This window comes from Shewanella inventionis (genome assembly GCF_014641855.1).
In the GTDB taxonomy this organism is placed as follows: Bacteria; Pseudomonadota; Gammaproteobacteria; order Enterobacterales; family Shewanellaceae; genus Shewanella; species Shewanella inventionis.
Genome location: NZ_BMII01000017.1, coordinates 108,539 through 122,845, shown reverse-complemented (window position 1 = coordinate 122,845; position 14,307 = coordinate 108,539). Strand labels below are relative to the sequence as shown.

The 14,307-nt window shown below is 42.1% G+C and carries 12 protein-coding genes; 3 read left to right on the top strand and 9 right to left on the bottom strand.

Annotated elements, in window-relative coordinates; genetic code table 11:
• The first annotated feature begins 177 nt into the window (after positions 1–177).
• Together IEW93_RS11620 and IEW93_RS11615 are read left to right on the top strand one after the other, a co-directional pair.
• Positions 178–900, top strand: a complete 723-nt coding sequence (locus tag IEW93_RS11620) for a TorF family putative porin (protein ID WP_223418657.1) — start codon at positions 178–180, stop codon at positions 898–900.
• A gap of 489 nt (positions 901–1,389) precedes the next feature.
• Positions 1,390–1,734 (top strand): DUF3634 family protein, encoded by a 345-nt coding sequence (locus IEW93_RS11615; protein WP_188739486.1) that lies wholly within the window; start codon positions 1,390–1,392, stop codon positions 1,732–1,734.
• A 234-nt stretch (positions 1,735–1,968) separates the two neighbouring features.
• Here IEW93_RS11615 and IEW93_RS11610 read toward each other — a convergent pair whose 3' ends face one another.
• Complete coding sequence (locus tag IEW93_RS11610; RefSeq protein ID WP_188739485.1) at positions 1,969–4,281, bottom strand: AAA family ATPase; 2,313 nt, start codon at positions 4,279–4,281, stop codon at positions 1,969–1,971.
• Positions 4,282–6,790: 2,509 nt separating this feature from the next.
• On the opposite strand from IEW93_RS11610, the gene IEW93_RS11605 reads away from it, so the two are divergent.
• Positions 6,791–6,970 (top strand): hypothetical protein, encoded by a 180-nt coding sequence (locus IEW93_RS11605; RefSeq protein WP_188739484.1) that lies wholly within the window; start codon positions 6,791–6,793, stop codon positions 6,968–6,970.
• 683 nt (positions 6,971–7,653) lie between these two features.
• Here the strand turns inward: IEW93_RS11605 and IEW93_RS11600 are convergent.
• The 8 genes from IEW93_RS11600 to IEW93_RS11565 form a co-directional block, all read right to left on the bottom strand.
• Entirely contained in the window at positions 7,654–8,151 is a 498-nt protein-coding gene (locus IEW93_RS11600; RefSeq protein WP_223420116.1) for a DUF3833 domain-containing protein, read from the bottom strand.
• Positions 8,152–8,262: 111 nt separating this feature from the next.
• Positions 8,263–8,907 carry a chalcone isomerase family protein gene (locus IEW93_RS11595; RefSeq protein ID WP_188739482.1) on the bottom strand — a complete coding sequence of 215 codons (645 nt, stop codon included), beginning with the start codon at positions 8,905–8,907 and terminating at the stop codon, positions 8,263–8,265.
• Positions 8,904–9,422, bottom strand: coding sequence for a DUF2878 domain-containing protein (locus IEW93_RS11590; RefSeq protein ID WP_188739481.1), 519 nt, complete (start codon positions 9,420–9,422; stop codon positions 8,904–8,906). The genes IEW93_RS11595 and IEW93_RS11590 overlap by 4 nt, the downstream gene beginning before the upstream one ends.
• Positions 9,423–9,446: 24 nt before the next feature.
• On the bottom strand, positions 9,447–10,685 hold the full coding sequence (locus IEW93_RS11585; protein WP_188739480.1) for an SAM-dependent methyltransferase: 1,239 nt from the start codon (positions 10,683–10,685) through the stop codon (positions 9,447–9,449).
• Positions 10,686–10,794: 109 nt separating this feature from the next.
• A complete protein-coding gene (locus IEW93_RS11580) occupies positions 10,795–11,607 on the bottom strand; it encodes a DUF1365 domain-containing protein (RefSeq protein ID WP_188739479.1) in 813 nt (270 codons plus the stop codon).
• Positions 11,604–12,872 carry an NAD(P)/FAD-dependent oxidoreductase gene (locus IEW93_RS11575; protein WP_188739478.1) on the bottom strand — a complete coding sequence of 423 codons (1,269 nt, stop codon included), beginning with the start codon at positions 12,870–12,872 and terminating at the stop codon, positions 11,604–11,606. The genes IEW93_RS11580 and IEW93_RS11575 overlap by 4 nt, the downstream gene beginning before the upstream one ends.
• The gene (locus IEW93_RS11570; protein ID WP_188739477.1) at positions 12,873–13,649 is read right to left on the bottom strand and encodes an SDR family NAD(P)-dependent oxidoreductase; all 777 of its coding nucleotides are present in this window, start codon (positions 13,647–13,649) and stop codon (positions 12,873–12,875) included.
• Positions 13,649–14,047 (bottom strand): nuclear transport factor 2 family protein, encoded by a 399-nt coding sequence (locus IEW93_RS11565; RefSeq protein WP_223420118.1) that lies wholly within the window; start codon positions 14,045–14,047, stop codon positions 13,649–13,651. Before IEW93_RS11565 ends, IEW93_RS11570 begins: the two co-directional genes overlap by 1 nt.
• Positions 14,048–14,307 lie beyond the last annotated feature (260 nt).

Here is a 14,307-nt window from a genome sequence, read left to right as displayed (position 1 = left end):
ATCAGACAATTTTGAAGTTAGAAACAGACAAATTGATCAGCCGAACGCCGAGAGAAAGTCGTTCTTTGAAAGTATTAATAAAGACCGATGAGCTACCATTGGAATGGTAGCTCAATCGATCATAACTAAATTGAAATGGTACTAGCTGCTGTACTTTATGTAAATGGAGATAATATCGTGTCGACAACATTTAAAAGAACGCGAATTGCACTGTTAAGCGGATTAACACTATCAGCTACCCTGCTTGCACCACTTGCTATGGCAGAAGTGTCTGGCGCGGTAAGCGTGACTAACGATTACCGCTTTCGTGGTGTATCACAAACTGCAGGCGACCCAGCACTGCAAGCCAACATTGACTGGAGCCACGATAGCGGCTTTTTTGTAGGTGCCTGGGGCAGTAATGTCGACTTTGATGAGCCAGGTTATAATGGCCCGGACGTTGAAGTAGATCTCTATGCAGGTTACTACGGCGAAATTAACGATGACACCAGTTATGACCTAACGCTTTACCGTTACAACTACCCAGGTGACAGTGAGTTAGACTATTTAGAAGTCAGCGCGGGTATCGATTTTAATGGTTTTAGAGCCGCATACTGGTATACCGATGATTATGGCGGAAGTGATTTAGCCCTTCATTACACTGAAATTAACTACAGCTGGGGATTTGCCGAAGATTGGAGCCTAGACTTACATTATGGCTATAACTTTGGCGACGCCATTGATGACGGTGAAGGCTTTGACAGCTACTCAGATTACTCTATTGGCGTATCAACAGAGTTTAGCGGCTTTGCGGTTTCTGTGGCGTACCTAGACACGGATATCGATGGTGATTATGAAGTTAACTCTGGGGTTTATAAAAACTCTGGCACCTTATTAGCTAGCGTGAGCTATGCATTTTAAGCGTAATGAATAAGCCCATGGGCTATATGGTATATCGATAAAAACCGCCATTGGCGGTTTTTTATCAAGTTTAGCATTACTTTACTGCCACACCCTGGCCTTGTGCCTGTTGCTTTACCCCTTGCCAACCATCAGCAATGTGATTGAGTTGCTGGCTACGTTGTGGAAATTGGTGAGCAAGCCCGCGCATTAATTTAGTTTAAATTTCACAGATTTCGGTCCAACGCGCTGCATTAGAGATAGGCATAAATTTGTCCTTAAATTAATTATAACGTCCATATTGACCTAATAAATGTGTCACAAAATATTTACTTGATAAGCGGTTTTTATCAGTATTCGATCTTGCTCATAGATTTCAACAAAATAACATTGCATACAGGTGTTACGAGAGTATCTTACCCTTACATAGTATCGCAGAAGATGCATGGTTTGAGCATCTTCTGGTTGATTGGGTATAGTAAAAAAATAAACGCCACAAAGGAGCGAACAATGGCTGACAACATCATAAAAATCCTCATTATTGTTGGGCTGTTCTTTTTAGCCTATAAACTCATTTTTAGCGGCAGTCGCGGGCTAACACTGTTTGAAATGCATTTTAAAGACGGAAAGCTAACAAGCCACAAAGGTAAAATCCCAGAGCGCTTTGAACGCGAATGCCGCACAATTGCCAAAACAAATAAACTCACTTGCACCGTGAGGGCTGAAAAATCAGGACACGTGCGCCTGCATGTTTCTGCCAACGTGGGTGACAATTTAACCCAACAAATTCGCAATCAATTTCCGTTTGAGTACTACGATAAAAAACAACAAGACTCATCAAAATTAAAAGGTTAATCGTTATTGACCACCAATAAAAATGGACTCAATTGAGTCCATTTTTTACAACTGCGAAGATTAATCATCTTGCAGTGCGCACATGTTAAAGTTTGGTTTTTGCACTTTTGGTGAAGAACTCATTAAGGTCTAACATATGTCTGCCCCAAACCTTGTTACGGTCGTTTACTGCACTATGAGAAAACCTAATACAGAAAAACTCTACCGATAAGGCAGAGCTTTTTGAGGTGTTTTTTAAATACCAGTAACGAATAGCAGCGTTTCTTGAGCGTACGATTGAACGGTTTGTAGATCTAAGCTTTGAATCTTAGTATCAAAACCATCAGCGTGATGAAACGCCTTAGAAAATTCATTAATTTTAGTGATTTGGCTTATCTGATTGTGTTTATCGTAGAAGTGACTATTAGGATCTGTCTCATCTCGAATAATCGTAATCATATTACCTAGCCAAATACCTCCGTTAAACTCTCTAGGGTATAAGAAGCGTAGGTGTGCTTCTAAAATAGGGCGAATAGAACGAGCCACTTCAACCTTTGATTCATCTTTGGCGTCAGCAACAAAATCATAGAGCTTATTATATTCTTTGTGGTAGGAGTGAAGAACGTGAGAGTCATAGTCGCTTCTTTCTACCATTTGACTAGATATGTATTGAGAACTGTCAGGCTTAAGAGGATCTGACTTTTTATATGTCACATCAATCTCAAAGCACTTGGTATGTTGAGATAATATCGAGTATTTTTGAATCTCAGATAAAAAGAATGGATCGTGACTAAATACGATGGTTTGATAGCCGTTGTTAATCAGCTTTTCGATCTCAACGATAGTTGCGTCTTTGCGGTAGTTATCTAAGGATGACATAGGATCATCTAAAACAACGATGGAATCGTCGCTATTAGGCTTGGCAAACTTAGATAAGAAAAATGCTAGAGCGAGAGCAGATCTATCACCGAGACTCAGAACGTGCTCAAAAATGTGTTTGTTATCATCCACATTTTCAACTGAAAGTTCTTTGTCGATAAAGGTTATTACATACTTAAGACGAGTTGAACCGCCTCTACCTTTATTGTCCTTATCAAGCTCTTTGATTCGTATCATTGAGTGAAAGTTTTTCAATAGCAGGTTAATAGAATCTTTATGTGTTTTAATGCTATCTTCCTGATCTTTATCAATTTCTTCTTTTAGTTCTTTGATCCTCTTAGTCTTGTCTTTTTTGTCATCAGACAGAGACTTGTGATTAACCAAATCTTCAACTATTTCAGTCTCAAAACGCTTTTTGGTTTCTTCAATGTTGTCGATCTTGGCTTGGAGATCTTGAGTTGAACCAGTTGCTAGTTGGTTCAAAAACTTAGTAACTTGCTCGTTAAATTCTTGCACTTCACTGTTGTATGCCGAGAAATCAAACCTATTGAAAAGACTATCAAATAGTTGATTGAACTTGGTGAAATTAGTTTTTAACAATAAGTCTTTTTTCTTCTCTTTGATCAGGTTGACACATTCAAATACGATTGATGTTGATAAAGAATTAAGGTCTTTAAAATCATATTGAGGATTGAAGCCTGTGATGCGATCTGACCAAGTTTTGATAATCTCACTATTGGATTTCACTAGAGCTTCTAATTCTTCAATTTTACAACCAATGTCTCTTACATCTAATTCGAACTGGTCACTATCATGTTCGAACTTATCACTAGCTTTAGTGTACGAATCATTAATGAAGTCCTGATACAGCCTAAAGATATTGGAGTTTACAAGAGGTTGAGCGCAAAAAGGGCAATTGTCTGATTCGTTTACCAGTTGAGTGCCTGTTTCAAGCCACATAACATCACGCTCTTTAAGATTACTAGCAATGTGCAGCTCAACTTTTTCTTGTGCTTCTTTTGACAGACTCTCGATGTTTAGTGTGAAGATGCTTGTATCTAAATCTGGCTTAGTCAGAGCCAGGGGGGTAGGCTTTTTACGGCTCTTGTAGTGTTCTACACTCTTCAAATCTTGGATTTGAGCTTCAAGACTTGCAATCTCAGCATCAGCGTTAGGAGTAGCTTTTATACCACGGATTTTAGCAACTGTTTTGCTGGGAAATGTCGTAGTAAGTCTTGTATCAATTGGGCTTAGCTGAACGTTGATAGCGTCAATTTCTGCTTTAAGTGTATCAATCTCTTGTTCCTTTAATACTGATACTTTACCTAATGAAAACTCATAATAATTAGTGAGTTGACTACGATCTTTAGCATTAGGAATATAAAGGTTACTATCAATGAACTCTTGATTGAATACTTGAAAATTAAACGGTGTTTGAAGCGAGTTTAGCGTTATGTTTTTACCGCCAACTCGAAGGTTGAGAGCTGGTACACCATCAGATTCTTGAGGCTTTAACGCTTCTATCGCAGCTTTGTCGTTTTCATTGATAAAATTAAAGACCTTACTTAGCGTAGACTTACCAGAGCCATTTCGGCCGTAGATCAGGTTTAGCTTATCAAACCCTTGAGTCAATGCTCTCTTGTGTTGCCATTGCTTGATGTTTTCAATTTTTATTATTCTTTCTAGCATTTCTAATTTTTCAGTTAGTTGCGTTTATTTGCGCAAGGTTAATATGGGATTAAAGGCATACTAACATGGTTATGTTGTCCAGAACTGTGATATGTGGGGTCAGTGTAAACTTTTGATATGTGGGGTCAGTGTAAACTTTGATATGTGGGGTCAGTGTAAACTTTAACTGATACCAATACATTTACTAATCCCACTACCCATTTTTAGACCCTTTGCACTAACGCACTTCTGTCCATAAATGCGTTAAATCTTTAAATAACAAACTAGGTTAAATCGAAGATAACTATACGGCGGATGTAATCACGGCTATGACCTTCGAAAACATGGATGTTTTCGCAGAGCGCCCAGGGATGGGTTTACCGCGTGTCATAGAAGTGATTGCATTGAGTATTGTTGCCTAGTGTGACAATAAAGCAGTAAAGCAGAGTCACTCACAGCAAATCCTGCACAAATGTTCAAAGCAAAAATAACACCTGGGTCCCGGCTCAAGAGCATTGCCGGGACGACGCCGTATTTGGCCGTTCAGGGTGGAATTGCAGCCTGAAGCGTTAGTGGCTGAAAACCATAAAAAGCAAAACACCTAGGTCCCGGCTCAAAAACACTACCGAGACGACGTAAGAGTTGGGACGACAAGAAGGTAGTTTTGTCCATAAATGCGTTAGATCTTAAATTACAAACTAGGTTGAATCGAAGATACCCATACGGCGGATGTAATCGCGGCTATGACCTTCGAAAACATGGATGTTTTCGCAGAGCGCCCAGGGATGGGTTTACCGCGTGTCATAGAAGTGATTGCATTGAGCATCGTTGCCTAGTGGTAAAACAAACACCTGGATCCCGGCTCAAAAGCATTGCCGGGACGACGCCGTATTTGGCCGTTCAGGGTGGAATTGCAGCCTGAAGTGTTAGTGGCCGAAAACCATAAAAAGTAAAACACCTAAATCCCGGCTCAAAAACACTACCGAGACGACGTTAGACTTAGGACGATGCGAAAGTAGCAAATAAGCTTTGTCCATAAATGCGTTAGATTTTTCAGTAACAAACAAGGTTGCATCGTAGACAACCATACGGCGGATGTAATCGCGGCTATGACCTTCGAAAACATGGATGTTTTCGCAGAGCGCCCATGGATGGGTTTACCGCGTGTCATAGAAGTGATTTCATTTGAGTATCGTTGCCTAGTGTGACAATAAAGCAGTAAAGCAGAGTCACTCACAGCAAATCCTGCACAAATGTTCAAAGCAAAAATAACACCTGGGTCCCGGCTCAAGAGCATTGCCGGGACGACGCCGTATTTGGCCGTTCAGGGTGGAATTGCAGCCTGAAGCGTTAGTGGCTGAAAACCATAAAAAGCAAAACACTAGGTCCCGGCTCAAAAACACTACCGAGACGACGTTAGAGTTGGGACGACAAGAAGGTAGTTTTGTCCATAAATGCGTTAGATCTTAAATTACAAACTAGGTTGCATCGAAGACAACCATACGGCGGATGCAATCGCGGCTATGACCTTCGAAAACATGGATGTTTTCGCAGAGCGCCCAGGGATGGGTTTACCGCGTGTCATAGAAGTGATTGCATTGAGTATCGTTGCCTAAAATCTTAGTTTTGTTTGAGTTAATAGCTCTAGTTGGCCTACTTCCATAGGCCACTCTTGATCTCGTTTGGCCTAAATCATAAAAAGCAAAACACCTGGATCCCGGCTCAAAAGCATTGCCGGGACGACGTCCTATTTGGCCGCGCAGAGGGGGATTGCTGTCTCAAGTGTTAGTGGCCGAAAACCATAAAAAGCAAAACACCTGGATCCCGGCTCAAGAGCATTGCCGGGACGACGCCGTATTTGGCCGTTAAGGGTGGAATTGCAGCCTGAAGTGTTAGTGGCAGAAAACCATAAAAAGTAAAACACTAGGTCCCGGCTCAAAAACACTACCGAGACGACGTTAGAGTTGGGACGACAAGAAGGTAGTTTTGTCCAGAAATGCGTTAGTTCTTCCAATTACAAACAAGGTTAAATCGAAGATACCCATACGGCGGATGTAATCGCGGCTATGACCTTCGAAAACATGGATGTTTTCGTAGAGCGCCCATGGATGGGTTTACCGCGTGTCATAGAAGTGATTTCATTGAGTATCGTTGCCTAACATCTTATTTTTGTTTGAGTTAATAGCTCTATCTGGCCTATTTCCATTGGCCACTCTTGATCTGGTTTGGCCGAAAACCATAAAAAGTAAAACACCTGGATCCCGGCTAAAAAGCATTGCCGGGACGACGTCCTATTTGGCCGCGCAGGGGGGGATTGCTGTCTCAAGTGTTAGTGGCCGAAAACCATAAAAAGCAAAACACCTGGGTCCCGGCTCAAAAGCATTGCCGGGACGACGTGAGAGTTAGGACGATATTAAAGTTAGGACCATGAGACAGTAGCTAACATGCCTTTGTCCATAAATGCGTTAGATCTTTAAATTACAAACTAGGTTAAATCGAAGATAACTATACGGCGGATGTAATCGCGGCTATGACCTTCGAAAACATGGATGTTTTCGCAGAGCGCCCATGGATGGGTTTACAGCGTGTCATAGAAGTGATTTCATTTGAGTATCGATACCTAGTGGTAAAACAAACACCTGGATCCCGGCTCAAGAGCATTGCCGGGACGACGCCGTATTTGGCCGTTCAGGGTGGAATTGCAGCCTGAAGTGTTAGTGGCCGAAAACCATAAAAAGTAAAACACCTGGGTCCCAGCTCAAAAGTACAACCGGGACGACGTTAGAGTTGGATGATGTGAAAGTAGCAAATAAGCTTTGTCCATAAATGCGTTAGATTTTTCAGTAACAAACAAGGTTGAATCGAAGATACCCATACGGCGGATGTAATCGCGGCTATGACCTTCGAAAACATGGATGTTTTCGCAGAGCGCCCATGGATGGGTTTACCGCGTGTCATAGAAGTGATTTCATTGAGTATCGTTACCCAGTGGTAAAATAAGACTTTGATAAAACAGAGCCACCCACAGTAAATTCTGCACAAAAGTTCAAAGAAAAAAATAACACCTGGATCCCGGCTCAAGAGCATTGCCGGGACGACGCCGTATTTGGCCGTTCAGAGTGGAATTGCAGCCTCAAGCATTCGTGGCCGCAGGCCATAAAGAACAAAACACCTGGATCCCGGCTCAAGAGCATTGCCGAGACGACGCCGTATTTGGCCGTTCAGGGTGGAATTGCAGCCTGAAGTGTTAGTGGCCGAAAACCATAAAAAGTAAAACGCCTGGGTCCCGGCTCAAAAGCATTGCCGGGACGACGTGAGAGTTGGACGGCGAGAAAGTAGCTAAAACACTTTTACCCATAAATCAGTTAGCAAATGCTCAACGAGATCATTCTCTTACATTTGCTTTGATATCACTAACGTTACTTGCGCAACTGTCACGCCAAACTTGATAATGTCGCTTTTATTAATGATGGTATTTTGGTCAACCAAAAACATCCAATCGTCAAAATGCACTTCGTATTCGCTGCCATCGACTGGCAAAATCATATCGTAACGCCAGCGCAATGCACTGCCCTGCGCTTCGCCTTGGGCAATACCTAAAATGTCATTGGCGGAGCCTTGATATTTACCGTTGCCTTTATCGATGATAGTCCACACTCGTGTTTGCTTTTCTCCATCATCATAAACAAACCACTCATTGATCACCCCTTGTTTACCTTGTGGGGTATCGCTCCAATGTGCTTCCATGGTTACGGTAAATTTACGTGTCACCTTGCCTGAGAAATCTTGCACAATACCGGCAGCGGTTAGCTTACCATCAAAAAATTCTGCTAGATCGAGCCCTGGAGTGGTATCTGCATAATCATCTATCGATGCTGACGAACATGACATAACGCATAGCACTAATAGTGAAAATAACGCTGTTTGACGCCAATTTTTTAGCCACGATGTTGTGCGCACAAATGGAGTGATTTTAGCTATCATATTTCAACCTTAGTTTGTTCAGTTCATGCCAATCAATTGCTGACGCAGTTTAGGCCGACTGGTTTTTTCAGATAACCATATCGCCAAAAAATCAGCAGGAAAGTCTGCATTTGTCACGCCAAAGTAAGGCTTATCATTAAATAAAAACTCAGCTTGAGTGGCTGAGTTCACCATAAACGTTAACCTGTCGCCCTCTTTCACATCGGGCCATGCCTGAGCTAACTGGTCGTGATACTCATCAATTTTTTGCTTTGATAACCCTATGTGCAACCATTGATCAACAGTGGCGTCGATTAAATCTTTGGCTTCAATGTCGCGGTGATATTCTATTTCAAGCTTAATTGGCAGTTGGTTGGCTTGGTATTTACCGTCGAGGCTGTATAAAGTTGCACTGTAAATATCTAACCACAGCACGCTCATACTCGCAGCCCCAACTTGCAATAAAGCCGTTGGTGCTGTTGACATGCTAACGCTATTTTTTACACCATTGGAACTTTTAAGGCTACTCGCATTGTTTGCTAAGGTTTGATTAGCCATAGCATCGCTTATGCTTAATGCCACAACAAGCATCACTACCACGGCCCCTACAACACCAAATAGCAACTCAACTAACCATTGATAGGCATTACGGGTCACATTAACTGCTTCATTTACCGATTTCATTGCCGAGTCCTCTGTGTAATGTTAGGCATGTATTCACCGCGACTTATTAACAATAATACGGGAAACAACACACTCCAGATCACCGCAAGCACAATACCGCTAAACCAATGACCGTGTGGTAACACTACCGCGCCAAACTCAGCACCTGCGATATAGCTTAGCGCCCCAAATATGCCACCAAACAATGCTTGTAATACTAAATTAAGCTGCTGAAAAAACACTAAACTGTAACCCAAACTTAATGCGAAAATTAACCAAAGCAACGCTAACCAATAAGGCGTTTGAGCAAACACAAACAGACCAAACCAGGTTAATAATGTATCGACACTCATGCCAACTAAAGCACAAAAACACATTAACTGGGCGTCTTTTTGGGGCGATTGCGATAACAGAAAGTGCCCAGCAATAAGCAGAATAGACAATAAAATAAGCTGATTACCCGCCAGCACACCTGCCCACCAAACTAACTGAAACGATAACGCGTTTAGGATAATAAATAGCTTGGGGTTAGGCATAAGCACCTCGTCGCATCAGCAAGTTTATTTCAAGCGATATTGCGGCCTAACGGCAACCAAGTGCACAGTACTGGTTGTACGTTCTAAAAAGCCGCCTTCGCAGTAGCTTAAGTAAAACTTCCACATTCTGATAAAGTCATCGCCGTAATTTAACGCTTTAATTTTATCGTAAGCTGCATCAAAATTTTCATGCCAGTGTTTTAACGTACGAGCGTAATCTTTACCCATGTCACTCACAGACCAGGTGACCATGTCTGTTTTTTTGGCAATGTGTTTGGTCATTTCGCTCACTGAGGGTAAGCAACCACCAGGGAAAATATAACGTTGAATAAAATCAACACCCTTGCGGTAGCTGTCGTAACGCTGATCTGCAATGGTAATGGCTTGAATAAGCATAAGACCATTGGGCTTGAGTAGGTTTTGTAGCTTTTCGAAGAACCCAGCGAGGTATTCATGACCAACCGCTTCAATCATTTCGATTGATACCACACGGTCGTATTCGCCCGTTAACAGGCGATAATCTTGCTTAAGCAGGGTTATTTTGTCTTCTAACCCTTCTTGCTTAACACGGGCAACAGCATAGTCATATTGCGCGTCAGAAATAGTTGTGGTGGTAACATTAACGCCAAAGTGCTTAGCTGCATAAATGGCTAATGCGCCCCAACCTGTGCCGACTTCAAGCAGGGTTTGCCCAGGGGTTAAATCTAAACGCTCACAAATGGTGTGCAGTTTATGAATTTGCGCTTCGTTTAATGTACTGTCATCGCTAGGATATAACGCACTTGAGTACATCATTTCTGGGTCTAAAAACTGCTGATACATGTCATTACCTAAATCGTAATGCGCCAAAATATTGCGCTTAGAACCCGCCTCAGAATTACGATTTAGCACATGTTTTACACGGCTAATGCCGTTACTTAGCCACGAAAAATAACGCTCAATGTTGTCGAGCAAGGCTAAGTTGCGCGCAAACACTTGCACCACTTTTGTTAAATCAGGGCTGCACCAATGGCCTTGAATATAGGCTTCACCGGCACCAATTGAGCCCCCAAATACTACCTGACGGTAAAAACTAGCATGCCTAACTTGCATTACGGCATGAATATCGCTTTTAGTGTCGCCAAAAGCTGCGGTATCCGCCCCATCGACAATTGTTAAATGACCTTCTGCAAGATGCGCCAGTGCACGTAATAAAATCTTTCTTGCAAGACTGTCTGATAAACCAGCTTGAGCCATGCTACTTTCTGTGGCCGTATTTTCCATTTTTTGTCTCCAGTTCATCACTGTTATAGGCTTTTTAACCTTATTAAGTGTTTATACGCTGCAGTTGTCCATTTGGTTTACAATTGATTGTTGGCTATGGGTGCTCAAATTACAAAGCTTTGGTGGCTTGTTTACTCACAAAAGGAATACGTTTTAAAAATAGCTTTAATGCCTGCCAATAAATACCTAACATAATGTTTGCTGTCATCAGCGGAAAATGCAGCATAAAACCTCGGATACTTTTCGCGCTTATCTCCTGGCGTTTAAGCACCACACCAGCATCAAAGAGTTTATCGTTGCTCGCGTTGCGGTTTTCAATGGTCACCTTTAAAAACTTAGATGGCGCGGTAATTCGCCATAAGTAATGCATGTCTAAATTCATAAACGGCGACACATGAAACACCTTGTCGGTGTGGGTAGTATTGGCCATGTCCACTAGATAGCAATGGCGTTCATTCCAGGGGGTATTACTTACCTCTGCCAGCATATAAACCATTTCATCTTGGTGGTAACAAAAATAAAAATTCACCGGGCTAAAATAAAATCCGCAATGACGAATTTGCCCCGAAAAAATCACTTTATCGCATACTTGGCTCGCGCCTAAATGCTTAATGGTGGCTAACACCCGGTGTTTTAACGCACTGGCATCATCACCATGACAGGCTGGCGGCAACACGAATGCATCAGCAAATTGCTTATCCAATTCGTTAAGGTAGTCGCTTGGTTTAAATTTAAGCGGAGTAAACCTGTCTGTCGAAAACAGCTTACTGCTGGCACATATGGCATCGACTTCATCTAAATCAATTGCCATCATCGCCAACTTGTAACCAAAACTGTGCACTTTAGGCACGTGGCGACGATGGCTCACCGTACCGGTATAAATGCCGCTATGTAAGGTCTGTGGCGATGATGTTAATGTCATAAGGTGATCCCAAATAAGTTACATACGTCAACTGCGCTTCGCACCCCGTCTTCATGAAAACCATTGTGCCAATAGGCGCCCGCATAATAAGTATGACGTTTTCCGTTGATTAGCGCTTTTTTAGCTTGAGATTTCATGCTGGCGTCATTAAACACCGGATGAGCATAATTAAATTTACGTAAGATTTTAGTTTCATCAATTAAATCAGTTTGATTTAACGTCACACAAAAGGTTGGCGCATCTTTGGGTAAACGCTGCAATATGTTCATGTTATAGGTGACGCTCGCTGGACGCTGGGCAACATCTAACTCATTTTTACCATCAAGACGATAGTTCCAACTTGCCCAAGCCGCTTTGCGTTTTGGCAATACATTAATATCAGTATGAAGCACGACCTCATTATTTTGATAGGCCATTGGTGCCAATATATCTGTCTCGTCTTGGCTTGGATCGCAAAGCATGGCTAATGCTTGATCGCTATGGCAAGTTAATACCACATCATCAAACTGTTGCCACTCGCCATGAGACACTTGCACCTGCACGCCATCGTCACTGCGTTTAATGCCTGTAACGGGTGAGTTAAGGTGAATGCGCTCTTTAAACGGGGCGGTTAATGCCGGAATGTAACTGCGTGAGCCGCCTTCAAGTACATACCATTGTGGGCGGTCATTAATGTTGAGCAGACCGTGGTGCTGAAAAAAACGAATAAAAAACCGTAATGAAAAACTGCGCATATCATCAATACTGGAAGACCAAATTGCTGCGCCCATGGGCAAAATATAATGCTCGCAAAAAAAGGCAGAAAAGTTGTTTTGATCTAGGTATTCACCCAATGTGGCGTTAGGGTAGTTGTCGGCTTCATAAATCGCTTTACAGCCGTTATTAAAGCGCACGATTTCGCCAAGGAATCGATAAAAGCTGGGGCGGAATAAATTTCGGCGTTGGGCAAATAAACTCCATAAATTATGACCATTATATTCAAGCCCTGTAATGGCGTTGTTTACACTAAAACTCATTTCAGTCGGCATGGATTTAACTTTGAGCTGCTCCATGAGTTTTTCAAATCGTGGGTAAGTACGGTCGTTAAATACAATAAAACCGGTATCAATGGCATACGACTTACCTGCCACTTCAACATCAACCGTTGCTGTGTGTCCGCCAATATAATCATTAGCTTCAAACACGGTAACATTGTGTTTGCGGCTCAATAGATGTGCGCAAGTTAAGCCAGAAATACCCGTACCGATCACGGCGATATTTTTCATTTAATCATCCTTAGTGCTATTTTTGTTATTTTTCTTTGCTAGTAAAGACACCAGCAATGACTCTGGTAATAACGAAGCCAATTTAAGTAACCAGGTAAATTTGCCCGGAAAGTGAATTTCATTACGTTGGCGTTGCATGCCGTTATAAATAGCCACTGCTGCTTGCTGAGCAGTAATTTGCATTGGCATGGCAAAATCGTTTTTATCGGTTAAAGGAGTTTTAACAAATCCTGGGCAAATAACACTCACGCCAATATCGTGCTCGGCCAAGTCGACCCGTAAACTGCGACCTAGATAACTAATCGCCGCTTTTGATGCTCCATAAGCTTCAGCCCGAGGAAACGGTAAGTAGGTCGCACTTGAACTCATCAACCCAAGTTGAGCGCCACGGCTAAGTAACGGTAAAAAATGTTCTAGACAATAACCCATCGCAATCACATTAGTGTTAATCACTCGGGCAAATAATGCCGAGTCAAAATGCAATGCATCGTCGATATATTCGCAACTGCCGGCATTGAGTATCACGTGCTGTAATTGCCAATGGTTATCGAGCAACAACCGCTTAAGTTCAGTGGCCGCAATTTGCACTTGTGCATTGTCGGTAATATCAAATGCAAGTGGTGTCGCGCCGCTAATGTTTTGCAGCGCCTCGCGGTTACGACCACAAGCAATCACTTGCATACCTTGAGTAAGGTAATATTCTGCCAACGCAAAGCCGATGCCTGAGCTAGCACCAGTGATGAGTACTGCCGGCGTTTTAGCGGTTGTCATCACCATTACTTGGCCGCCCGATTTTTTAACAGACCAATCAACCCACCTAAAAATGGCACCTGTTCATACAACATTTGCCCAAGGTCAAAATAGTCGCGATGGGCATAGATTTTGTCATCAAACTTAAGTTGCGACATGCCGTCAACCTGAATCTGCTGGCCTTTGTTTAACTTAGGGTGCGAATAAGTCATGGTCCAATATAATGCCGCCTGGCTATTGTTATGACTCACAACCACTTCTTTAATATTAAATTCAATGTGGGTAACGTTAAGGTACATATTGGCAAAGTAACGAGTGAGATCGTCGATGCCATTAACCTGATGCATAGGATCGCGAAAAGCGATATCGTCGCGATAAACTTGGCGTAGCAAATGCAAATTGTCTTTGTTAAGTTGCTGATACATATTAATAAATGCATCTACAATAGCAGGGTAGCCATGACTAGACGTTGCATTTACGCCATTTGATGGTTCAGCTGATATATCAACTACCGATTGTGCACCTTGCATTAACCAACTCCTCTAATGCTATTCTTGTGAGCATAAAATAAACAATGCCTTAAATCACAATAAGATCAAAGTGTTTCATGCATTCAAATTCAGACTTATTTAATTAAGAGATAATACGAGATAAGGTAAAATACAGATCACTATGGTAGATAAAT

Coding starts and splice junctions, on each gene's coding strand:
- IEW93_RS11615 (WP_188739486.1), top strand. CDS start 1,390: ATGGCTGACAACATCATAAAAATCCTCATTATTGTTGGGCTGTTCTTT.
- IEW93_RS11610 (WP_188739485.1), bottom strand. CDS start 4,281: ATGCTAGAAAGAATAATAAAAATTGAAAACATCAAGCAATGGCAACAC.
- IEW93_RS11605 (WP_188739484.1), top strand. CDS start 6,791: ATGACCTTCGAAAACATGGATGTTTTCGCAGAGCGCCCATGGATGGGT.
- IEW93_RS11600 (WP_223420116.1), bottom strand. CDS start 8,151: ATGTCATGTTCGTCAGCATCGATAGATGATTATGCAGATACCACTCCA.
- IEW93_RS11595 (WP_188739482.1), bottom strand. CDS start 8,907: ATGAAATCGGTAAATGAAGCAGTTAATGTGACCCGTAATGCCTATCAA.
- IEW93_RS11590 (WP_188739481.1), bottom strand. CDS start 9,422: ATGCCTAACCCCAAGCTATTTATTATCCTAAACGCGTTATCGTTTCAG.
- IEW93_RS11585 (WP_188739480.1), bottom strand. CDS start 10,685: ATGGAAAATACGGCCACAGAAAGTAGCATGGCTCAAGCTGGTTTATCA.
- IEW93_RS11580 (WP_188739479.1), bottom strand. CDS start 11,607: ATGACATTAACATCATCGCCACAGACCTTACATAGCGGCATTTATACC.
- IEW93_RS11575 (WP_188739478.1), bottom strand. CDS start 12,872: ATGAAAAATATCGCCGTGATCGGTACGGGTATTTCTGGCTTAACTTGC.
- IEW93_RS11570 (WP_188739477.1), bottom strand. CDS start 13,649: ATGGTGATGACAACCGCTAAAACGCCGGCAGTACTCATCACTGGTGCT.
- IEW93_RS11565 (WP_223420118.1), bottom strand. CDS start 14,047: ATGTATCAGCAACTTAACAAAGACAATTTGCATTTGCTACGCCAAGTT.